General features: G+C 63.7%; 16 protein-coding genes and 2 tRNA genes. 5 read left to right on the top strand and 13 right to left on the bottom strand.

The annotated features are described in order from the left end of the window. Positions 1-51: 51 nt before the first annotated feature. Complete coding sequence (locus AC1C2Q_RS02410) at positions 52-639, top strand: hypothetical protein (RefSeq protein ID WP_495448858.1); 588 nt, start codon at positions 52-54, stop codon at positions 637-639. Between the two features lie 167 nt (positions 640-806). Here the strand turns inward: AC1C2Q_RS02410 and AC1C2Q_RS02415 are convergent, their stop codons facing one another. The 6 genes from AC1C2Q_RS02415 to AC1C2Q_RS02440 form a co-directional block, all read right to left on the bottom strand. Continuing rightward, positions 807-2,258 (bottom strand): LCP family protein, encoded by a 1,452-nt coding sequence (locus tag AC1C2Q_RS02415; RefSeq protein WP_495448859.1) that lies wholly within the window; start codon positions 2,256-2,258, stop codon positions 807-809. Continuing rightward, positions 2,255-2,722, bottom strand: coding sequence for a 5-(carboxyamino)imidazole ribonucleotide mutase (purE, locus tag AC1C2Q_RS02420; RefSeq protein WP_495431683.1), 468 nt, complete (start codon positions 2,720-2,722; stop codon positions 2,255-2,257). The genes AC1C2Q_RS02415 and purE overlap by 4 nt, the downstream gene beginning before the upstream one ends. 120 nt (positions 2,723-2,842) lie before the next feature. Further along, on the bottom strand, positions 2,843-3,964 hold the full coding sequence (locus tag AC1C2Q_RS02425; RefSeq protein ID WP_495429468.1) for a 5-(carboxyamino)imidazole ribonucleotide synthase: 1,122 nt from the start codon (positions 3,962-3,964) through the stop codon (positions 2,843-2,845). Between the two features lie 78 nt (positions 3,965-4,042). After that, entirely contained in the window at positions 4,043-4,597 is a 555-nt protein-coding gene (locus AC1C2Q_RS02430) for a PH domain-containing protein (RefSeq protein ID WP_495429469.1), read from the bottom strand. Positions 4,598-4,662: 65 nt separating this feature from the next. Continuing rightward, positions 4,663-6,657 carry a biotin--[acetyl-CoA-carboxylase] ligase gene (locus AC1C2Q_RS02435; RefSeq protein ID WP_495448860.1) on the bottom strand — a complete coding sequence of 665 codons (1,995 nt, stop codon included), beginning with the start codon at positions 6,655-6,657 and terminating at the stop codon, positions 4,663-4,665. A gap of 78 nt (positions 6,658-6,735) precedes the next feature. Then, positions 6,736-8,013 (bottom strand): CDP-glycerol glycerophosphotransferase family protein, encoded by a 1,278-nt coding sequence (locus tag AC1C2Q_RS02440; protein WP_495448861.1) that lies wholly within the window; start codon positions 8,011-8,013, stop codon positions 6,736-6,738. 49 nt (positions 8,014-8,062) lie between these two features. Between AC1C2Q_RS02440 and AC1C2Q_RS02445 the strand changes: the two genes are divergently transcribed. After that, a complete protein-coding gene (locus AC1C2Q_RS02445) occupies positions 8,063-9,136 on the top strand; it encodes a glycosyltransferase family 2 protein (protein WP_495448862.1) in 1,074 nt (357 codons plus the stop codon). Positions 9,137-9,324: 188 nt separating this feature from the next. Here AC1C2Q_RS02445 and AC1C2Q_RS02450 read toward each other — a convergent pair whose 3' ends face one another. From AC1C2Q_RS02450 to AC1C2Q_RS02460, 3 genes are all read right to left on the bottom strand, one after another. Continuing rightward, entirely contained in the window at positions 9,325-10,761 is a 1,437-nt protein-coding gene (locus AC1C2Q_RS02450; RefSeq protein ID WP_495448863.1) for a CDP-glycerol glycerophosphotransferase family protein, read from the bottom strand. Continuing rightward, positions 10,758-12,011 carry a CDP-glycerol glycerophosphotransferase family protein gene (locus tag AC1C2Q_RS02455; protein WP_495448864.1) on the bottom strand — a complete coding sequence of 418 codons (1,254 nt, stop codon included), beginning with the start codon at positions 12,009-12,011 and terminating at the stop codon, positions 10,758-10,760. The genes AC1C2Q_RS02450 and AC1C2Q_RS02455 overlap by 4 nt, the downstream gene beginning before the upstream one ends. A gap of 71 nt (positions 12,012-12,082) precedes the next feature. Continuing rightward, positions 12,083-13,528 (bottom strand): S1C family serine protease, encoded by a 1,446-nt coding sequence (locus AC1C2Q_RS02460; RefSeq protein WP_495448865.1) that lies wholly within the window; start codon positions 13,526-13,528, stop codon positions 12,083-12,085. Positions 13,529-13,626: 98 nt separating this feature from the next. On the opposite strand from AC1C2Q_RS02460, the gene AC1C2Q_RS02465 reads away from it, so the two are divergent. Next, positions 13,627-14,829: an aminotransferase class I/II-fold pyridoxal phosphate-dependent enzyme gene (locus AC1C2Q_RS02465; protein ID WP_495448866.1), complete on the top strand. Its 1,203-nt coding sequence runs from the start codon at positions 13,627-13,629 to the stop codon at positions 14,827-14,829. 176 nt (positions 14,830-15,005) lie between these two features. Here AC1C2Q_RS02465 and AC1C2Q_RS02470 read toward each other — a convergent pair whose 3' ends face one another. After that, entirely contained in the window at positions 15,006-15,800 is a 795-nt protein-coding gene (locus AC1C2Q_RS02470) for a carbon-nitrogen hydrolase family protein (protein WP_495448867.1), read from the bottom strand. Between the two features lie 71 nt (positions 15,801-15,871). On the opposite strand from AC1C2Q_RS02470, the gene AC1C2Q_RS02475 reads away from it, so the two are divergent. Further along, positions 15,872-15,945: transfer RNA gene (locus AC1C2Q_RS02475), tRNA-Met, on the top strand. An 85-nt stretch (positions 15,946-16,030) separates the two neighbouring features. Here the strand turns inward: AC1C2Q_RS02475 and AC1C2Q_RS02480 are convergent. Beyond that, entirely contained in the window at positions 16,031-16,558 is a 528-nt protein-coding gene (locus AC1C2Q_RS02480; RefSeq protein ID WP_495448868.1) for a VOC family protein, read from the bottom strand. A 307-nt stretch (positions 16,559-16,865) separates the two neighbouring features. Here AC1C2Q_RS02480 and AC1C2Q_RS02485 point away from each other — a divergent pair. Continuing rightward, positions 16,866-16,939 (top strand) — tRNA-Met (locus AC1C2Q_RS02485). Positions 16,940-17,227: 288 nt separating this feature from the next. On the opposite strand, the gene AC1C2Q_RS02490 is transcribed toward AC1C2Q_RS02485, so the two are convergent. Further along, positions 17,228-20,167: a UPF0182 family membrane protein gene (locus AC1C2Q_RS02490; RefSeq protein WP_495448869.1), complete on the bottom strand. Its 2,940-nt coding sequence runs from the start codon at positions 20,165-20,167 to the stop codon at positions 17,228-17,230. A gap of 57 nt (positions 20,168-20,224) precedes the next feature. After that, positions 20,225-21,355, bottom strand: coding sequence for a YlbL family protein (locus AC1C2Q_RS02495; RefSeq protein ID WP_495448870.1), 1,131 nt, complete (start codon positions 21,353-21,355; stop codon positions 20,225-20,227). Between the last annotated feature and the right edge of the window lie 68 nt (positions 21,356-21,423).

Raw genomic sequence — 21,423 nt, forward strand, 5'->3', positions numbered from 1 at the left:
GCAGGGGTGTGTTCGGGTGTGATTCCGCGTGTATCTCTCTGGGGGAGAATCATGCTGAAAAAACTGGCTGTAATCAGCCTAACCGCTGGCGCGCTCGTGCTCGTTGCACCTGCTGTTGCCTCTGCTGCACCGAATGAGTTCGTGCCATTCGCGTCCGACCCGTACGTCACGCCTCCGAAGGTCACCGTCGATTCGCCTGTGGTCGACACTTGCGAAGCCTCGACTGTCGTGTTCGGGTCCGGCTACTTCGAGCCCAACGAGAACGTTGGGGTCGGAGTCTCTGGTGTGGACGCAGCGAATGCCTCGTACTCGGGCAACGTCGCGAACACGGAGGGCGGGATGGTGCTCTCGTTCCGTCCACCCGCTGATGGCGCCGGAGCTTATGAGCTCGCATTCACCGCCAGCCGCTCTTACAGCGCGTTGATCACGGTGTCTCAGGGTCATGATGCCGCGGTGAGTTGCGGCCACGACCCAGGGTCCGCCCCCGCTGGTACGGAGTTGCCGCTGACCGCTGGTGGACTCGAGCTGGCCCTCACCGGCGGCGGAGCCTCACCGTGGGTACTCGGGGGCGGTGCTGTCGCCCTCGCGGCAGGAGGGGTGCTCATCGCAGCAGGAATTACGCGTCGCAAGCGCGCCTAGGTCGCGTTCGCCGCTTCGGCGGTGAGCGCGCGCCGGCGGCGACAGTCCCTCCCCCTCCGACTGTCGTCGTTCGGTGCCGTCCGGTGCATACCGGAAGGCCCACTGTTCGCCGCCACAGACGTGGGGTGGCAAGCAGTGGGCCATTGGCATGTCCTGGAACGGCTACATCACGGCTCAGGCGTCGGCGTCTCCGTCGGCGGATGCAGCGTCTGCTGGACGAGGTCGCGGATGTGCACGTAGTCCGGTTCGAACTCGTCGACGCCGTTCTCCGGGACGAGCTCGATCGGCGTGACTTCCTGTTCCTTCGCTTTCACCATTAGCTCTAAAAACTCCGAGAGCTTGTCTTTTGGCAGATCTGTATCGATCAGCACTGTGCCGGCTGCCGCAACGTCGTTGAAGCGCGTCAGCACGTTCTGCGGCGTGAACTGATCCAGGATCGCGACCTGCAACTCACGCTGACGCTCCATCCGGTCCCAGTCGCTGGTCGTATACCGCGAGCGGGCATACCACTGCGCTGTGTCACCGTTCATGTGCTGCTGACCCGGCTCGATCCAGCCGATCGCCCATTCGTTGACGTCGGTGCCTGTCCACCCCTCGGGCGGTCCACCCTTCGGCAGACGCTCTGTGACGTTGATGTCGACGCCGCCGAGAGCATCGATCATGGCGGCGAAACCGTTCATATCGATGAAGATGTAGTACGGAATCTCAATGCCGAGGATTCCCTCTGCGGCGTCCTTAGTCGCCTCGATTCCGGGTGACGATCCGTGCGACGCCGCGTCCGGGTACAGCTCTGATCCCTCGTCATCACGGCAGACCTCAGCCGCATAGCGGATGTGGTTCATCCAACCGTTCCACCCACAGGTAGAAGATGCCTGTCCTTGGAAACCATCGGGATACAGCGCCTGCATGGGGCTGCCGTCGCTGAATGGCGCGTGCGGAAGCTCGCGCGGAATGCCGACGATCGTGACCGCACCGGTGGTGGCGTTGACCGAGACGACCGAGAGACTGTCGAAGCGCATGGAATCGCGGCCATCGCCGCTGTCGGCTCCCAGCAGGAGGATGTTGTAGTAGCCATCGCTCGGCTCCACGCTGGGGCCGCTCTGCCCGAAGATGTCATTGATCACGCCTCGGCTGGCCCCCGCAACGGATGCGGCATAGCCCGCACCTCCGCTGAGAAGTCCGAGCAGTATCAGCGCCACTACAGGGATCGCAAGACGTGAGATTGGTGACACTTTCACCAGCCGGGCGAGGCGCACGGTGTCGATGGTGAGCACGACCCACAGCAGTGCATAGGCGATCAGGAGCACCTGAAGCGCGGTCAGAACGAACCAGTTCATGGCGATGGTGATGAGGGCGGAGCGCCAAAACACTGCTGCGACGACGGTAAGTACGACCAGAAACCAGCTGATCAGCGTCGCGATCAGACCGATGCGGCCGAGCTTGCGATTTCCGCCAGCGAGAGTCTGAGCGGAACCAGGCACGAGAACATTCATCGCGACCAGCCACCAGCCACGCCTCGCCATGAATGCCGGGTCGGCGGCATCCGGGTTGCGCAGCGGACGAGTCTCGATCACCGGATGCCGGGACCTACTCGTCGCGCGCGGCGCGGCCAGGGTCACAGGGAGTCCTTCAGCCGTTCGTTCTTCTCAGCAACCTGAGCCTCGAGAGTCTTCGCGTACTCCTCGATGCGGTCTGCAATCGCGGCATCCGATGCGCCGAGAATACGGGCCGCAAGAATACCCGCGTTGCGCGCGCCACCGATTGACACTGTCGCAACGGGGATGCCTGCCGGCATCTGCACGATCGACAGCAGCGAGTCCATCCCGTCGAGGTATGCGAGCGGCACCGGCACGCCGACGACAGGTAGCGGCGTCATCGACGCGAGCATGCCCGGTAGGTGTGCTGCGCCACCGGCTCCAGCGATGATGACTCGAATTCCGCGGCCGCGCGCTTCCCGCGCGTACTGCATGAGCTTGTCGGGTGTACGGTGCGCCGAAACAACCTCGACTTCGTGCGCGATACCGAACTCGGTCAGCGCCTGAGAGGCGTCGCTCATTACTCGCCAGTCGGAGTCAGACCCCATCACGACGCCGACGACGGGCACGGAAGAGGAATGCAGTGGCTCGGTCACTTCCCCAGGCTAATCTCTGATCCCCTCATGTTCCCTGAACAACGCGCCCTCCGCTGGGTGCGAGTGGGGTGATTAAGCGAAGTGAGCGGCCGCGGCACGCGCCGTGTAGACGACATCGTCGAGGTCAGCACCCGCGACATTCACGTGCCCCACCTTGCGACCGGGGCGAGCAGCTTTGCCGTAGGTGTGGATCTTCGCGTCAGGATGCTCGGCCATTGCCGCGTCAAAGCGATCCTCGAACGTGCCTTCAGAAGGCCCGCCCAGGATATTCACCATCACGCTCCACGACGCCCGCAACGATGCATCACCCAGCGGAAGGTCTGTGACCGCGCGCAGGTGCTGCTCGAACTGTCCGGTGACGGCGCCATCCTGACTCCAGTGGCCGCTGTTGTGCGGGCGCATCGCCAGTTCGTTCACGAGGATGCGCTCATCGTCCGTCTCGAACAGCTCGACCGCCAGCATTCCGGTGACGCCGAGGCCCTCTGCAATCTGTCGGCCAATGGCCTCTGCAACCTGAGACAGACGCTCGCCGGCACCGGGCGCTGGGGCGAAAACCTCTGCGCAGACGCCGTCGCGCTGCACAGTCTCCACAACCGGGTACGCGACCATTTGTCCGCTGGGGCGACGCGCGATCTGCTGTGCAAGCTCACGGGTGAATGAGACCAACTCTTCGACGAGGAGCGAATCGCCCCCGAGGTCGGCGAACCAGTCCGCTGCTTCCTCTGCACTTCGCACAACGCGCACGCCCTTGCCGTCGTAGCCACCGCGCGGGGTCTTCACGACGCCCTTTCCACCGTGATCGTCGAGGAATGCCTGCAGCTCATCGACACCGGCGACTGCCGCCCAGTCCGGCTGCGGCACACCGAGCTCCGTGAGCCGGGCCCGCATGACGAGCTTGTCCTGTGCAAACTGCAGAGCATCCGGGCCAGGGTGCACTGCAACGCCCTCATCGACGAGCGCCCGAAGGACGGCCTGCGGCACGTGCTCATGGTCGAACGTGATGACATCGACGTCTCGAGCAAAGGCACGGACGGTGTCCAGGTCGCGATAGTCCCCCACAGCCGTGGCCGCCAGCTGTGCCGACATTCCCTCGCCCTCAGCGAGCACTCGAATATCAAGGCCGAGTTCAATCGCCGGAGCGATCATCATCCGAGCCAGCTGTCCGCCGCCGATCACGCCCACACGCAACGCCATTGAGTTCTCCGTTCGTTGCGTCCATTCTCCCGCATACCGCGAGAAGCTGAACACCGCACCCGGTTGCCCGGGCGCCGATCACCGCGCGGCGTCTGGATCGGACATCGCCTGCGCATCGCGGTGCGCGAGGATCTGGTTGACCTCGATCTGATCAGCAAGCGCTTCATGCACAAGGGTGACGTTCGGCACGTTAGCCAGGCGCAGCGGGGCTTCGACCCCATTGGACAGCGTGATGGTACCCACGCCCCACAGCCGCTGCAGCAGGCCACGTCGCACACCGATCGTGTACCCGCGCACATGCGATATCTCGCTCCGTTGCCGCGCACCTATGCCGTGGTTCACGATCACTCTTCGCGTGGTCACCGTATAGCTGCGAGAGACCCAGACCAGGTACGGGATGAGCACGCCGACGATGAACAGCACAGCACCGGCGGAGATCAGCATCCAGTTCTCATACCCGGCCGGAAGATTGTCGTAGAAGTACGCGCCGACGCCCGATATGACAATCAACAGGGCGGCCGACCAGAACAATCGACGGGCATGACCGCGAAAGCGCGCGATGAGCAGCTCTTCGGCTTGCGCGCCCGGCGGCGGCATCATCGGCCGACCTCCGAGAGTCACTGGCTGTGTCATTCCTCCATTGTGCCTGCGACCTCAGACATCCTCGGCCGCGCTGCGGCGTGTCTAATCCGGAGCGCTCAGCTCAAACGTGCGTGCACGACGTCACCGGCCGCGATGAGGTGCTCGATGCCGTCGACGTCCACGGCGAGTCGACCATCTGTCTCGAGTCGAGTTGCGCTCCCGTGCAGCGTTGATCCGTCCGGCAACGTCACATCCACCTCTCGATGAATCGTCAGGCAGCGCTCCGACGCCGCGCGAAGCAATCCGCTGGCGTCGGCGTCGCCCGCGGCGGCGAGCGCCGTCAGCGTCTCATTGAGGCTGCGAAGGTAGTCGGCAACAAGTCGATCCTCATCGACAACCGCACCGAGCACCGCAAAAGAAGTGGCGGTGGGAACAGGCAACTGTTCCGTGGTCATCGCAGTGTTCACCCCCGCCCCCAGCACGACGGCGTCGCCGCTCGACTCTGCGAGGATGCCGCAGATCTTCTTCCCGTCCACCAATACATCGTTCGGCCATTTGACGCCGACCTCATGGCCGACGAGTTGTGTGGCCACCGCATCCGCCATGGCGACGCCCGCCGCCAGCGGAATCCAGCCGAAGGCCTCCGCATGAGCCGGGAGCTTGCGCAACAGCACTGAAATCGCCAGCGAAGCACCGGCCGGCGCGATCCAGGAACGATCAAGTCGCCCCCGACCCGCGGTCTGATTCGCGGTGAGGAGCACGGCCAGGTGCGGCCAGCCTTCGGCGTCTCCGGTATGTGCGCGCAAGTCGGCGTTCGTCGACGTGGATTCGGCTACGACCTCGAGTCTCGAGGCGAGGGCGGCGGCACGCGGAAAGCTCATGGCTGCCACTTTAGGTGCACCGACCTCCGCGTAATGCCACTCATCCCAATACGTCATGAGTTGTTCGACAGCAGAGTGAAATTTCGCGGTGGCAACTCCCGGCGTGGTGTCGCCGAAATAGTGCTGCGCCCACGTGCGCAGGCGGGTGATGGTGACGTCATCGGCGCGCACACGCTCCACTTCAGCGACGACATCGGCGTCGGTGGTGAGCCATTCGCAGTTGGCGAGATAGCCGCTGGTGTCCACTGTTGCGCGCGAGTCGACGGGACGAGTAACCATCAACGGTTTGCCTGTTGCGAGCCGGTCATAAATCATCGCAGAGATGTCCAAGATGGCTACATCCGCTGCCGCAAGCTGCCAGCCGATCTCCGGGCCGTCATCGTAAACATGGCACGCGGACGGATCAGAGGCATTGGCGCGAGCGATCGCATCGATGATCCGCCTGTTCGCAGCGCCGTATGAACCGTCGTTGACACCACTGCGCGGATGCGGTCGATAGATCACGCGGTGCCGCCCGGTCAGCAGCAACTCCTTGACGATTCGCTCCCCGTGGGTGATCACCGACCCGTAGCTCATCGAAGCGCGGTCGCCTTCCCACGTGGGCGCATACAGAACGACTTCCCGCTCATCAGACGGATACGGGGTCGCTGCCAGATAGTGATCTGCCTGCGGGCGTCCGATTGAAAACGTTCTGCGGTCGACGTCGTAGTCCCACTGTGTGCGCGAGAGTCGATCGTGTGCCGCCTGGCCAGCGATTAGCGCGAAGTCATACGCCTTGAACTGGTTACTCGCCATGTAGACCTTGTCGGATTCACCGTGGTTGATGAACACATGCCAACGCCGGCCGTAGCGGAACATCTGAAAGTTGCGGGTGTTCTGATTCACATAGAAGACGACCCTGATGTCCTGTTTGGCGATGAAGCGGTCGAGGTTGCGGACGGTCGGCACGAACGCCACCGGCAGCACGCCATCGTCAAGGAGCGCTTCCGCACCAACCGAGGAACGAGCGAGGACGACGATCGGCCAGCGCTTCGCCAGATCTGACAGCGGTTTGTACCACTGACGTATCTGGTACATGTTCACGTCGGTGTCAGCAAAATAGATCGCGATCTGGAACGCGCCCGGCTCGTGGATATCCAGCCGTCGACGCACACGTTGTGTTGCAGAACGCGAAACCAGTGCGCGATGCAACATACGAAAAGCGTCACGGCCGTCTGAAAGAAAGCCCATCAGACCAGGGTAGGAGCTTGCCCTCCGTCAAAGCTGAGACGACTATCGGGTGAGGTGCGACGTTGGTCAGGCGCCGCGTTACTCTTCCTTCGCTTCTTCGTCGTCATCGTCTTCATCAGTGGGAACAGCGCCGATCTCGGCCTGCTGCCATTCATCCCACTTCGCCATGAGCTGCTCAATTGCGGCGTGGAACTTCGCGGTCGCCACCCCGGGCGCTGTGTCACCGAAGTAGTGCTGCACCCAAATGCGCAGCTTTACGATGGCGTCGTCGTCTGCACGCACTCGCTCAACTTCGGCGACGATGTCTGCCGCAGCATCCACTGTCAGCCACTCGCAATCGGAGAGGTATCCGCCGGTATCGATCGATGCTCGTGGGTCTACCGGACGCGTGATCATGAGCGGCTTGCCCGTGGCGAGGCGGTCGTAGACCATGGCCGAAATGTCGACGATGGCGACGTCTGCCGCAGCGAGCTGCCAGCCGAGTTCTGGCCCGTCATCATGCACGTGCTGCGCGCCGAGGTCGGCGGCATTGGCCGCGGCGATCGCAGCGATGATGCGACGATGCGCTGCCCCGTAGGCTTCGTCGACCACTCCGCTGCGCGGGTGAGGTCGGTAGATCACGCGGTGCGAGCCGGTCGCAAGCAGTGCGTTCACGAGCTTCTCGCCGTGAGTGGCAATTGATCCGTAGTGGGCGCTCGGGCGATCCCCCTCCCATGTGGGGGCGTAGAGCACGACGGTGCGCTCGTCCGGCGTATACGGCAGCGTGCCCGAGAAGTGGTCTGCCTGAGGACGCCCGATCTCGATGGTGCGTTGATCGAGGTCGAAGTCCCACAGCGTGCGTGCCAGACGATCACGGGCTGCTTGCCCTGCTACCAGCGCATAGTCATACGCCTTGTACTGGTTCGTGGTCATGTACATCTTGTCGGACTCGCCGTGATTGATGAACACGTGCCAACGCCTGCCGTAGCGGAACATCTGGAAATTGCGCGTGTTCTGATTCACGTAGAGCACGATGCGGATGTCTTGCTTGCGGATGAAGCGCTCAAGATCACGCACCGTCGGCACGAAAGCCACCGGGGGTGAGTCTTCGACGAGCAGTTTCTCGGCGCCACCGGCGTTGCGCGCGAGCACGACGACCGGCCATTTCTTGGCGAGTTCGGCGAGCGGGCGGTACCACTGGCGCATCTGGTACATGTTGACCGCACCATCAGCGAAGTAGACGGCGATCTTGTAATGACGAGTTGGATGCGGCGGCTGAGACTGGAGGGTTCGACGAACGCGCTGAACGGCCATCCGTGACCGCAGCGCCCTTCGCAGGAGACGGAAGGACTTCTTGACATCTCTTACAGCACCCACGTGTCAAGACTACGCAAGCGGCACCCGTTCTCCGTGACATGATCGGGGGGTGGTAGAGAACGATTCGACAACGCCTTTGGAAGGTGTGTCGTTTGTCATGCCGGTATTGAACGAGCGTGCCTACCTCGAACATGCTGTCGCATCGGTGCTGGGGCAAGAGCTGGACGGCCCTGCAGAGCTCGTCCTCGCGCTCGGACCCTCAACCGATGGCACGACCGAACTCGCAGAGCATCTCGCCGCGGGCGATGAGCGCATCCGGCTGGTCGACAACGCCGCCGCGCACATTCCCGTCGGGTTGAACGCCGCCATCCGCGCGAGCAGGTATCCGACGATCGTGCGAGTGGATGCGCACTCTGAACTCTCCTCCGGCTACGCGCAACGTGCACTCGCCACGCTTGAGCGCACGGGAGCAGCGAACGTCGGTGGCGTGATGCGGGCGGACGGTCGCACCCCGTTCCAGAAGTCCGTGGCCCGCGCTTACAACTCCCCCGTTGGCCTCGGCGGCGGGGCCTACCACGGCACCACTCACGAGGGCGAAGCAGAGTCTGCCTACCTCGGCGTCATGCGCCGGACCGTGCTTGACGAAGTCGGTCTGTTCGACGAGTCAATCCGCCGCGGTGAGGACTGGGAACTCAACCTGCGCATTCGGCAGGCGGGATACAAGGTCTGGCTCGATCCGCAGCTGTCAGTGACCTACTGGCCGCGTGAGAGCTGGTGGCGACTGGCACGGCAGTTCCGCGCAACCGGTGCGTGGCGCGGCGAGCTCGTGCGTCGATTCGGGCGCAGCAACGGGGTGCGGTTCTTCGCGCCGCCCGCGCTGGTGCTGATTGTTGCGCTTGCTCTGATCGTCGGCGTGCTGCAGCTGACAGGGGTACTCGCCGGAGTGGCGTCGATCGTGGCATCCGTCGTGTACCTGCCGCTCGCGGCATACGCCGTGCTCGTGCTGGCGATGGCGCTGCGGCCCGGCGGCGGCCGGAGTCCGCGCGAGCGCATCTGGACACTCGCGGTACTCCCCACCATGCACCTCGCCTGGGGCCTCGGATTCATCGTCGGAGTACTCCGGGGTGCACGCGACACCGTCGATGCTTCGCGCCTCGGCACGCAGAACACTCCCCTGCCCTAGCCGACGGCCTCCGCCGTCGCGCGGAGGGGTCGCACATGGTCGCTCAGATCCCGCTGATGCGGCATGTTGCGACACCTCACGTGCGGGCGGCCCCGCGCATGGGTCGCACATGGTCGCTCCGATCCGTCTGAAGCGGCGTGTTGCGACACCTCACGCGGATCGCCGCGCGACCGGAATCCTCGACCCGGCTACGCGCGGACGAATCCGAGGTCGAGCAGACGTGACACCACACGTTCTGCGGCATGGCCATCATCGCGGGTGTTGAACTGCTTTCGCCAGGCCGCATAACGCTCGGCGAAGAAGCCAGGCAGCGTGTCGTCCATCAGCGCATCGGCAAGCTGATCCTGCGTCCGCACCAACGGTCCTGGTGCGCGCTCGGCAAGGTCGAAGTAGAACCCGCGCAGCTCGCCTCGATAGTGATCCAGGTCAGGCACCATGAAGTACATCGGCTTGCCCGTCACGCTGAAGTCGAACATCACCGATGAATAGTCCGTGATGAGGGCGTCCGCGGCCAGCAACAGTCGTGCTGTTTCCGGATAGCCGGTGACGTCGATGACGCGCGCACCAGACTGATCGCGTCCTGGGCGCAGCGTCCTGGAGTGACCCCGCACCAGCACCACAGCATCCGCCTGTTCGGCAAGTCGCTGCAGATCGATGAAGTCTACGATCTCGGTTCGGTCATCACGCCAGGTCGGCGCATACAGCAGCACGCGTTCGTCGGCGCGGATGCCCAGCGCCTTGCGCGTAGCGACCCCGTCCTGCGTCGAAAGCATGTCATTACGGGGGTAGCCGTCGGTCCAGATCGGTTTTCCGAAGAAAGCATATGCCTTTTTGAGAATGCGCTCAGAGTAGGTGTTCTGCGCGAGTAGCACGTCCCACCGGCGAGACTCCTTCACCACAGCGGCCATCCGGCGCGGGGCGAAGCCGGGGCGATGCAGTGCGAGCCGCTTGAGCGGCGTGCCATGCCACGTCTGCAGCACCTTCTGTCCGGACTTGCGGGCGAACCGCCGCCGCAGCCAGTCGTTCACGACGAGCAGTCGGGCTGCGCCGCGCGCATGCCACCATTCAGGACTTCCCTCGACCACTGCGATCGCACCCTCCGGTACGGGGACAGACAGGTCGACGACGCTCCAATACCGCGTGACGCTCGGCGCACGAGTGGCGAGCTCTCGGTCGATCGCGCGGGGGTTGCATCCCACGCTCTGCCCGTAGAAGCTCTCGAAGAACACCGCGTTCTCGTCTCCTCCGGACTGAGCGACATAACGCTCTTCCAAGGTCGACTGACCCTCGCCTGTCAGGTAGATCGGATCGATCGGAGCCGCGATGTCGACGCGAGAACCCTGTTGAGTAATCCGCAGCCCTGGCAGCATCTCCGGGCCGACCGCGATCTCGTCAAGGGCGATTCCATCGATCCGGAGCTCATACTCGCCGGCGGGAAGCGGCAGCGCTTCCCCACCCCACCGAGAAATTCGAAGCGAGAACGTGGCCTTCCACGTCTTGCCACCGCCGGTGAGCTTCGCTGTGACGCGTGCCCTGGCACCGTCAAGGGTCGCCGTGGCCGGTTTCGGCCCCGTGCCTGCGATGATCAGACTCTCAGTCTGCTCATCAATGCGGGCGGTGGTCATCTTGCTCCCTTCGGCGCGGGGATCCCCCGCGCGCGGATTGCCTGGTACACACGACGAGTATTTCTTCCGTCGCGATACGCATGTACCTGTGCGCTGAGCGTAGTGGACTGCTGCATGCGCTCCGTGAATATGCGCTCGTCGGTCAGCAGCAGCTCCAGCTGATCGAGCAGCGCACTCCAGTCGGTTGCGGCGTCGGTTCCTGCAACATCTTCATAGCGCCCGTAGAACCCACGGGTGCGGGCGTAGTCCTCGGCATCGGGCGCAAGATAGAGCACAGGCATGGCGAGCAGCCCCACGTCGTATGCGAGCGAGGAGTAGTCGGTGATCAGCGCGTCGATCCCAGGTAGCGCAGGCGTGACATCAGCGAGCACATCAGACCCCAGCATCCGCACCCTCCCGCTTGGAAGTGGCGGTTGGTATGCCCCAGCGCCGAGCGGGTGCGAGCGCACGAACAGCACGGTGTTCTGCTTTTCGAGCAGGGCGATTATCCGTACCCATTCTGACGCGGTCGGCACTGCCGGGTCGTCTCCCCCGTCGCGCCAGGTAGGCGCGTAGAGCAGCCTCCGTGCACCCTTCGGCAGTGTGTGCGTCACCTCAGCGAGCAGAGCGGATGCCGCATCCCGTCGTTCTGGTGCGGTGCCGGCTGACAGCACGTCGACTCTCGGTTCGCCGGTGACGATGACCCGCGAGTCTCCGAGCGCGAAGGCCGACTCGAGTCGTCCGCGTGAACGATCGGATGCCGCTGGCAGCACGCGAATCCGCTGTGCAGCGCCTCGATACAGCAGTCCGACGAACCGGCGCAGCAGGGCCGCACCTGGGATGTTCGGCACCTGTGTCGTGGCAGGCGAATCAAGACCGATTCGCTTGAGCGGGATCCCGTGCCACAGTTGCACGACGAAGCCGCCAGAGACGGCGTAACGGTTCACATCTCCGAGCCCGTGCGTGACGACGAGCACTCCCGCCCGTGCGGTTGCCCACCAGCCGCGCAGCGATGACTTGGAGATCGTCGAGATACCAAGGGCCGCCGCATCCACTTGCTCTCGATCGGTTGAGGTGAGCCACACGGCTTCGTGGCCCTCAGAGGTCGTAACCTGCCAGAGCGCAAGTGCGCCATCGCCGATTCCGGCGCCGCATCCGAACACCCAGCGGCGGCCCCTCGGCACAAGCAATGTTCCTATGCGTCCGACGGCATACAACGGGATGCGCAGCAGCTTCGCGGCATTGCCGGAGCCAAAAGAGAAGGACGCCACCCCGCGAGCCTATCGCGGGGTGGCGTCCTTCTCTGAGAATCCGGTGGCCTTCGTCGACCTCCCGGTGCTACTTACAGTTCGAGTTCACCGAGAGTCACATCAGTCTCGAACGACTTGCCGTCGCGAACGTACGTGAGGGTCGCATCGCTTCCGGCTGCGGCGGCGCGCACCTGAGCGGTGAGGTCAGTAGCGCTGCTGATCGGAGAGCCATTGAAGTTCGTGACGATGTCACCCGCCTTCAATCCCGCCTCGGCAGCCGCGCCGTCAGGTGACGGCTTGACAATGGCGGCACCCGCAACATCGGCATCCGCGATGGAGGCGGCATCCTGCACCGTTGCTCCGAGCAGGCCGTGCGTTGCCGCACCGGTCTCGATAATCTCACTGGCGACGCGCTTTGCGATGTTCGACGGAATTGCGAACCCGACGCCGATCGATCCGGACTCCTCAGCGCTTCCTGCGGTCGCGATGGCCACGTTGATGCCGATGAGGTGGCCCTCGCTGTCCACCAGCGCACCACCGGAGTTTCCTGGGTTGATGGCGGCATCCGTCTGGATCACAGCGATCGAGATGTTCTGGGTCGCACCCTGCGTGTTCGTGCCGGGGAGGTCGAACTGGAAGGGGCTGTCCTGGCCGGAGTCACCCTGGTCTTCCGGGGCGTCCTGCTCCGCAGATTCCGGCAGTGCTGCCGAGGCAATCTGGATGCTGCGGTTCAGCGCGCTGACGATTCCGGTGGTGACCGAGTTCGACAGGCCCAGCGGCGCTCCGACAGCAACAGCGGTCGAGCCGACGTTGATGTCGGACGAGTCCGCAATGTCGATGGGCGTCAGCCCTTCGGCATCCTCAAGCTGGATGACAGCCAGATCGTAGATCGGGTCGGTGCCGACGATCGTGGCGTTGTAGATGTGGCCGTCGGAAGTGGTGACCCTGATCGCGGGGTCCGCTGCGGCGCCGCCGAGGGTGACGACGTGCGTGTTGGTGACGACGTAGCCGTCCTCGCTGAGGATGACGCCCGAGCCGCTGCCCGATGCGCTGTCGCCGGCGACTTCGATCGTGACTACTGACGGCAACACCTTCGTGGCGATCGCCGTCGTCTCGTTGACAGATCCGGGGTTGTTCACCGTGATGTTGTCGGGGCCGCTGGCCGTGGTGCCGGTGGGCTGCGCCCACAGGGTGTTACCGAGATAGCTGGTTCCCAGCCCCACTGCGCCGCCGCCGACCAGGGAAGCTGCCACGATGAGCGCTGCGAGCTTGCCAGCGCCGAGGGGCTTCTTCTCCTTGGCCTTCGTCTCGACCGGTGCGATCGGAACTGTCGCGCCGGGTGCAGCGCCGTACTGGTACTCGGGCGAGGGGATGCCGAAGGCTGCGCCCTGCGGTGCCGACGGCGCCTGGGACGACTGCGGCGCGCTGGGCGACGTGAATGCGGTAGGGATCTCGTGGCCGGCACCGCTGCTTACCGGCAGCTGCGGTGCAGGCTGCTCGGACGCGGCGGTCTCGTTGGGAATGTTGTCTTCGTTCATGGTCTGCTCCTTCAACAACGTCTTTTCAGAGTGCCGGTCGTAGCTGTGTGTTCGTTATGGTCACGATGGGTGTCCACTATGGCCTTAGCCTGGTTTCCATGAGTGCTATTCCCGGCGCCTGGCGGCGCACCGCGGCTGGAGCCGGACTTCTTTCACCCGAGGGCGTCGTGGCGCCCACCATCTTTGCAGAGATGTCTGCGGCTGCGGTGAGAACCGGTGCAATCAATCTTGGCCAGGGATTTCCTGACGAGGATGGTCCCGCCGAGGTGTTGGACGCCGCTCGTGCCGCGATATCGCAGGGTATGAACCAGTATCCACCCGGACGCGGGTATCCCGACCTGCTCGCGGCGATCAGTGAACACCAGCACAGGTTCTACGGTCTCGAAGTAGACCCAGCGACCGAGGTGATCGTGACGGCCGGCGCAACCGAAGCGCTGACCGCGACGTTGTTGGCCCTGATCGACTCGCCCGATGACGAGGTCGTCGTGTTCGAGCCGTACTACGACTCGTACGCAGCCGCGGTGGCACTGGCCGGCGCGCGGCTGCGCACCGTTCCGCTGCGCCGAGGAGATTTTCAGCCGGACCTCGAGGTGCTCGCAGCCTCCGTCACTGATCGCACTCGGATCATCCTCGTCAACGACCCGCATAACCCGACGGGTGTGGTGTTCACTCCAGAGGTGAAGACCGAAGTCGTTCGCCTGGCGCACCAGCATGACGCGATCATCGTGACGGATGAGGTCTATGAACACCTCACCTTCGCGGCTCCGCATGTGCCGCTCGCAACGCTGCCCGGCGCCGCAGAGCGCACGCTGACGATCTCCTCCGGCGGCAAGACGTTTTCGGCAACGGGGTGGAAGATCGGTTGGATCCACGGCCCTGCCGACCTCATCACCGCGGTGCTGACCGTCAAGCAGTACCTCACGTACGTGAACGGGTCAGCGTTCCAGCCGGCGATCGCCGTTGGTCTGCGGATGCCGGATGCTTTCTTCACGGATGCCGCGGCTACCCTCGCGCGCAAGCATGGGATTCTCGGAGAAGGTCTCCGCAGCGCAGGCTTCGAAGTATCCGCCCCACAGGGTGGATACTTCACGGTTGCGGATGCCACAGCGCTCGGAGGATCGGATGCGGCGGCCTTCTGCCGCGCGCTGCCGGAAAAGGCAGGTGTGGTCGCGATCCCGATGAGTGCGTTCGTCAGCCCCGAGCACCAGGGCGACTACTCGGGGCTCGTGCGCTTCGCGGCATGCAAGAAGGTCGAAGTGCTGGAAGAGGCCGCTCGACGCCTCGCCGCGGCCTCGTTCTGAGGGGTAGCTCGTCCGGCGGGTGTCGCACATCGCCGCTCCCAGAGCAGCGAAGCGACCATGTGCGCCACCCGCCGGGCGCGCCCAGCCCTCCGCCGCCGCTGAGGGGTCGCAGATCGTCGCCTCAAGCCCAGCGAACCGGCCATGTGTGACACCCGAGAGCCTGCCGCGCCCGCGCGTCAGCGCGGCACGACACGATAGCGACGCAGCCGCAGTACCGGGTTAACCTCGCGTACGCCGGTGATCGCTTCCTGCGTGATCTGCGCGATCGCGATGCCCTCGCCGGTTCCGACTCCTGCGATCACGACACCCTGCGGATCGATGATCTGTGAGTGTCCGACGCCGATCGGGGTCGGGTGATCAGCGGCGACGACATAGACGGTGTTTTCGATTGCGCGCGCGGCCAGCAGTGTCGTCCAGTGGTGTTCCTTGAGCGCACCGCGCACCCATTCGGCCGGCACGACGATGACCTCGGCGCCGGCATCCACGAGTGTGCGTGCGACTTCGGGGAACCGCAGGTCGTAACAGGTCATCATCGCAATGCGCAGGCCATCGACGTCGAGCGTCTGCGGGTTGCCGAGCTCACCGGCTTCGATCCAGTCGGATTCGGTCTGCCCAAATGCGTCATAGAGGTGCTGCTTGCGATAGGTCGCACGCAGCCCGGCGGCATCGACGGCGACCAAGGTGTTGCGCACGCGCTCCCCCGCCGCTTCGACAAGCCCGGCGATGATCGTGACGTCACTAGCGGATGCCGCCGCCTGCAACGACCTCACGAATTCTCCGTCCAGAACCTCGGCGTTGACCGCAAAGGAAGCATCCATCGGATCGGCGAAGTAGCTGGAGTACTCAGGGAAGACGATCAGCCGCGCTCCCCTGCCCGCGGCATCCGCCACGAGTTCCGTGATGCGCGTGCGGTTGTCCTCCCGCACAGCGGTCGGACGGAACTGGCACACGGCGACGAGGAGCTCGGACATACTCCCTATCTTCGTGCATCGCTGCCCGTGGCGTCCGGCACTCAAAATCCGTACTAAGCTATAAGACGTGACGCGGGGTGGAGCAGTTCGGTAGCTCGCCGGGCTCATAACCCGGAGGTCGCAGGTTCAAATCCTGTCCCCGCAACTTGAGAAAGGCTCCTGATCAGGGATTTATCCCGATCAGGAGCCTTTTGCTTTGGCCTCTTAGTCTGCGAAGTGGCCCAGTCGACTCAGCGCACGGGTGCGCTGCTTCGACCCTCGGCTCGCCCGGTCATCTCTGCGTCGAAGGTCTCCTGCGCGACGCGCATTTGCTCGGCGTACATCGGATCCTGCAGCCGCTCCCACATCACATCTTCCGGAACGTCCTCGATATGGGTCATGACCCACCAGATGTTGCCGAACGGATCTTTGATCCGTCCGCCGCGCTGACCAAAAGCGCTGTCGGCAACCTCGGTCACGATCTTCGCGCCCGCAGCGACCGCCTTCTCAAAGACGGCATCCGCGTTTGGTACCCACACGCGCAGGAGGCTTGGCATTACGGGCCATTCTGGGGCTCGGTCGAAAGCCAGCACTACGGTGTCGCCGATCCTAATCTCACCGTGGCCAATCGCCCCGCCCTCGGTCGCCACGCGCCCGAGTTCTTCTCCGTCGAGCACTTGGGTGACGAAATCAAGGAATGCTCCGGTATCGGCGGTGGTGACCCAGGGTGCGACGGTTGTGTAGCCGTCCGGGGCGGAGTTCTGCAGCGATGGGGACATGTTCGGTTCCTTTCGGGGCGTTTCGCGGTTGTCAGCAACCATAAAAGTGAAATAGGTCAATTTCTGTCCTAGATGAACTAGCGGCCCGAAAGGAACCACCGTGCGCCCCCTCGTGTTGCTTCACTGCTGCAGATGTCACGCATCGCACTGTGTCCACTGCGAAAACTGACCATCGGCTGTGAGACCGTGCGACGCCGCCTGAGCGATGAGCCAGATCCCTTGCAACCACAGGGATGAACGCCGTCAACACGCCCATCCGGCGGCGATTGGATTTGAACCTAAACAGCACGTAAACTATTAAACGTGCCGCGGGGTGGAGCAGTTCGGTAGCTCGCCGGGCTCATAACCCGGAGGTCGCAGGTTCAAATCCTGTCCCCGCAACGAGAACGCGACACAAAAAGGCTCCTGATCAGGGATTTATCCCGATCAGGAGCCTTTTGCGTTCCGGAGCTGTATTTATCGGGCAGCATTGATCGGGCAGCGCAGGCATGTGGGAGCACGCTGCGATTGACTCCTCTCAACCACCGACGTCCTCCGCCTGCGGCGTCCTCTCCCCCGATGGAAGAAGAAATTCCCGGCCGAGATCAATATCTCAACCGGGAATTTCTTCTCGCATATGCTGGGTGAACCCGCAGGGCGGCCCAGGCGGGCCGGCCCGCGGGCCGTCGACTACTCCGTTGCGGTCTCGAGTGCCAGCAGCTCGGTGATCGCAGCTGTGAGGCGCTTGTCCGCCTCGGCGAACTTGGTGAGGTCACCGGCCTTCAGCGCCGTGTCGCGGTCTGTCAGCGCCTGCTGCGCGTCGGCCAGAGCCTGCTCGCGAGCGTCGCCACCAGTACCGGGTTCGGGCTCCGTGCCGCCTTCCGCAGGAGGCTCTGTGCCACCCTCTTCAGGAGGCGTCGTGCCCTCATCACCAGGATCTATCGGCTCCACTGTCTCGTCGCCGGCGGTCGCACCCGAGTCACCGCCGAAGATCACGTCGAGCGCCTCGGTGAGAGTGTCTTCGAAGGCGATGCTGTCACCGAACGTGACCAGCACCTTCTGCAGCAGCGGGAGCTGTGTGCCCTCCGACGACTGCACGTACACGGGCTGCACGTAGAGCAGACCACCACCGACAGGCAGTGTCAGCAGGTTGCCGTACAGCACCTCAGACTCACCCTGCTGCAGCAGGTTCAACTGCTGCACCACGGCCGGGTCAGAGTTGAACGTGTTCTGCACTTGACCGGGGCCTGGCACCGTCGTGTCGGCATCAATCTCCAGCAGGTTCAGCTGACCGTAACCCTCTGCCTTCTCGCCTGCAGTGGCTCCGGCATCCGAATCGACGGCCAGGTAACCGAGCAGGACGTTACGGCTGGTCGTTCCCTGCACGGATGCGGGAATGAAGGTTGAGAACATCGAGAACCGCGGCGAATCCTGACCGGGCATCTGCATGGACAGGTAGTACGGCGGCTGCAGCTGGGTGCCGTTGCGCGGATCGTTCGGCGTCTGCCAGCGGTTGTCCTGCTGTGCGAACGAACCAGCGGTGTCCACGTGGTAGACCTCGAGGATCTCGCGCTGCACCTTGAATAGGTCAGTCGGGTACCGCACGTGACTCATCAGATCGGCCGACATCTCGCTGATCGGTTCGACCGTCGCGGGGTACACCTTCTCCCACGCCTTGAGGATCGGGTCTTCGTCATCCCACGCGTACAGCGTGACCGTGCCGTCATATGCATCGACGGTGGCCTTCACTGAGTTGCGGATGTAGTTGATGTCATCGAGCGCGAAGGTCGGTGCCGTCGTGTTCGAGTCGGTGATCGCATCCGAGAGGCTCACGCTCGTAGAGTACGGGTACGACGAGCTTGTGGTGTAGCCATCGACGATCCAGACGATGCGACCGTCCACAACACTCGGGTACGGGTCGCTGTCAAGCTCGAGGTACGGGGCGGCCTTCTGCACACGCGTGACCGGGTCGCGGTCGTAGAGGATCTGCGAGTCATCGTTTACCAGGTCAGAGAACAGGATCTCCGCTTCCTGGAACTTCAACGCATACAACAACTTGTTGAAGGTGTTTCCGATGGCAGGGCCGCCGTCGCCTTCGAAGGTCGTCTTCGTCTCATTCGCACCGTCTTCACCACGCGGATAGTCGATCTCGACGTGGTCAGTCCCCTCAGGGGCCCCAACGATCGAGTACAACGCCGAGTCTTCACCGAAGTAGACACGCGGCTCGAAGTTCTCGCTCTCCGTCAGGAAGCCGGACGACGGAATGCCTCGTTCGAGGAATACCGGCTCGCCCTCGCTGGTGCGCTGGTTGCCCGCAGCGACCACCAGGCCGTAGCCGTGCGTGTAGACGGCGGTGCGGTTGTTCCAGTTGTTGCTTTCGCCGAGACGATTGACATCGAGCTCGCGAACAGCCACCACGGTGTCCTGTGTCTCGCCATCGATCTCGTAGCGGTCGACGTCGAGCGTCTCCTTGAACTGGTAGTAGCCGCGGAACTGCTCAAGCTGCTGCACGGTGGGGCTGATGATGCTCGGGTCGAGGATACGGATGGAGGTCGTGGTCTCGGCATCCTCGCGGAGCTGGCCAGCCTCAGCATCCGTCACTGCCTTGAATGGCGTGACTTCGATGTCGGCGATGTCATATGCCTGCTTTGTGCCGTCGATGTTGCGCTGGTAGTACTCGGCCTGGAAGCTGTTCTGGTTCGGGCGCACCTGGAAGGTGTCGACGACCCACGGGTAGCCGATGCCGACAACGAGGGATGCCACGAGCAGCAGTCCAGTGGCCACCAGAGGGAAGCGCCAGCGACCCATGATCGCCGTGACGAAGAAGAGGATTGCCACCAGGATCGCGAGAATCGCGAGAATCGCCATACCCGGGATGGTGGCGTTCACGGCGGTATACGCGGCGCCGGTGATGCGATCTTCTTCCGCGACAAGTGTCTTGTAGCGGTCAAGCCAGAGGCTCGCCGCCTGCACAAGCAGATAAAGACCAGCGAGGATGGCGAGCTGAATACGAGCAGCCTTCGAGATGCGTAGCTCTCCTTGACCGATGCGCACCGAACCATACAGGTACGAGACCAGCGCTGTGACGATCAGGCTCAGCAGGATGACAGCCGAGATGAACGCGAGAAGGATCGAATAGAAGGGCATCGCGAACAGGTAGAAACTGGTGTCCATGCCGAACTGCGGGTCGACCTCGCCGGTGGCGGTGCCATTGAACCAGAGCCACACGGTCTGCCAGTTGCCCGCCGCCGCGAAGCCGGCGAACAGGCCGAAGAAGATCGGCATGCCCCACATCGCGAGCCGACGCAGGGGCTCGATGACCTCCTGATACCGGTCAAGCTGCGAACTCAGTCGCACGTAGACCGGGCGGAGGCGATAGGCCAGCTGGATCACGACGAACAGCGGTACGGCCATCCCCAGGAACCCCACGACGAACATCAACGCGGTGGCTAGCCACTGCGTTGTGAGGACGTTCGTGAACTCCAACTGGTTGAACCAGAGGAAGTCCGTGTAGAGCGAAGCGAAGACGAAGAACGCCGCGATGATCGCAGCGATGATCACCAGCGATATCGTGATGATTCGTCGAGAGGTATTGGGCGTGGCCGGATTCGGCGCCGAGGTCGTGGTCACCTTTCCATCCTATGCGCCGCTGAATATGCGAAGGCTGTGCTTACGGTGACGGAGAGGTCACGATGCCGTGCATTTTGGCAGTGAATCGACGTCGCCGTCGTCGGCGATCACCTCGAGTGCACTCAAGGATTCTTCCAACGTCGCAGTGCTGATCACCTGCAGTCCGTCAGGGACATGACCGACGACCTCGTCGCAGTTCAACGACGGCGCCAGGAAGAAGTCAGCGCCCGCATCGCGTGCGCCGTAAAGCTTCTGCCGGATGCCACCGATCGGACCGACCGCACCCGTGGCATCGATCGTGCCAGTGCCGGCGATGTCGTTGCCGCCGGTCAGCTCACCCGGGGTGAGTTCGTCGACGATGCCGAGCGCGAACATCATTCCTGCGCTTGGCCCGCCGACATTGTCGAGCTGAATCGTCACGTCGATGGGGAAGTTGTATTCGGTGGTCAGAGTGATGCCGACCAGCCAGGTGTCCACGCCGTTCGAGGTGCTGAGCTCCGGTGTGATCTCCACCTGCTGCTCTTCACCATCGCGACGCACGGTGAGCTGCGCCGCAGCACCTTCTCCCTCTTGGATGCTGGCCCGCAACTCGCTGGCGCTGCTGACTTCGGCACCGTCGATCGCCACGATCACATCGCCTTCCTCCAGCAGTCCCTCGGCCGGTGAATTCTCGATGGCAGCGACGACCTGCACTTCAGCGCCGGTATCAAAGCCGAGTTCCTGCAGCGCGGCAGCGGTCGCCTCGTGCTGAGAATCGACCATCAGCACCGCGTTCTGCTCGTCGCGCTGTTCGCTGGTGACCCCTTCGGGGAACACTGAATCGATGGGAACGACGGCGCGAGAGGAATCCGTCCATGCCAGCGCAAGCTCAAACCACGAGGGTGTGCGCTCACGGTTGCCGACGACCTGCACTGTTGTGAGGTTCAGGCTGCCACTCGTCTCGAAGGTCTCCGCACCTTCGATGGCGATGAGCGGCACCTGCTCGCCATCGGCACTGGCCGCAGTGCCCAGGGTGTCGTAGACGGGCCCCGGACGCTGAATCACGTACGGAGTCGGCAGGAATGTCAGCACGACGAGGGCGATAAGCGCAACGATGAGTGCCCAGACACCGAGTCCGACCCTGGGTGTACGGGAGTGAGACAAGTGGATCCTCCGTCGTTCGCGACCGGCGTACAGCGATCTGCTCATTGCGGGGCCGCTGGCCGACGCGTGCAACTAGCGTAGATGCCACAGCTAGCGACGTGCTGAGAGGGCGA

The sequence above is a fragment of the Microbacterium sp. Y356 genome (assembly GCF_059445355.1).

What these genes read in the sequence shown, in the direction of transcription:
- AC1C2Q_RS02410 (WP_495448858.1), top strand. Translation starts at nt 52, where the DNA reads ATGCTGAAAAAACTGGCTGTAATCAGCCTAACCGCTGGCGCGCTCGTG.
- purE (WP_495431683.1), bottom strand. Translation starts at nt 2,722, where the DNA reads ATGGGGTCTGACTCCGACTGGCGAGTAATGAGCGACGCCTCTCAGGCG.
- AC1C2Q_RS02425 (WP_495429468.1), bottom strand. Translation starts at nt 3,964, where the DNA reads ATGGCGTTGCGTGTGGGCGTGATCGGCGGCGGACAGCTGGCTCGGATG.
- AC1C2Q_RS02430 (WP_495429469.1), bottom strand. Translation starts at nt 4,597, where the DNA reads ATGACACAGCCAGTGACTCTCGGAGGTCGGCCGATGATGCCGCCGCCG.
- AC1C2Q_RS02435 (WP_495448860.1), bottom strand. Translation starts at nt 6,657, where the DNA reads ATGGGCTTTCTTTCAGACGGCCGTGACGCTTTTCGTATGTTGCATCGC.
- AC1C2Q_RS02450 (WP_495448863.1), bottom strand. Translation starts at nt 10,761, where the DNA reads ATGACCACCGCCCGCATTGATGAGCAGACTGAGAGTCTGATCATCGCA.
- AC1C2Q_RS02460 (WP_495448865.1), bottom strand. Translation starts at nt 13,528, where the DNA reads ATGAACGAAGACAACATTCCCAACGAGACCGCCGCGTCCGAGCAGCCT.
- AC1C2Q_RS02465 (WP_495448866.1), top strand. Translation starts at nt 13,627, where the DNA reads ATGAGTGCTATTCCCGGCGCCTGGCGGCGCACCGCGGCTGGAGCCGGA.
- AC1C2Q_RS02470 (WP_495448867.1), bottom strand. Translation starts at nt 15,800, where the DNA reads ATGTCCGAGCTCCTCGTCGCCGTGTGCCAGTTCCGTCCGACCGCTGTG.
- AC1C2Q_RS02480 (WP_495448868.1), bottom strand. Translation starts at nt 16,558, where the DNA reads ATGTCCCCATCGCTGCAGAACTCCGCCCCGGACGGCTACACAACCGTC.
- AC1C2Q_RS02495 (WP_495448870.1), bottom strand. Translation starts at nt 21,355, where the DNA reads ATGAGCAGATCGCTGTACGCCGGTCGCGAACGACGGAGGATCCACTTG.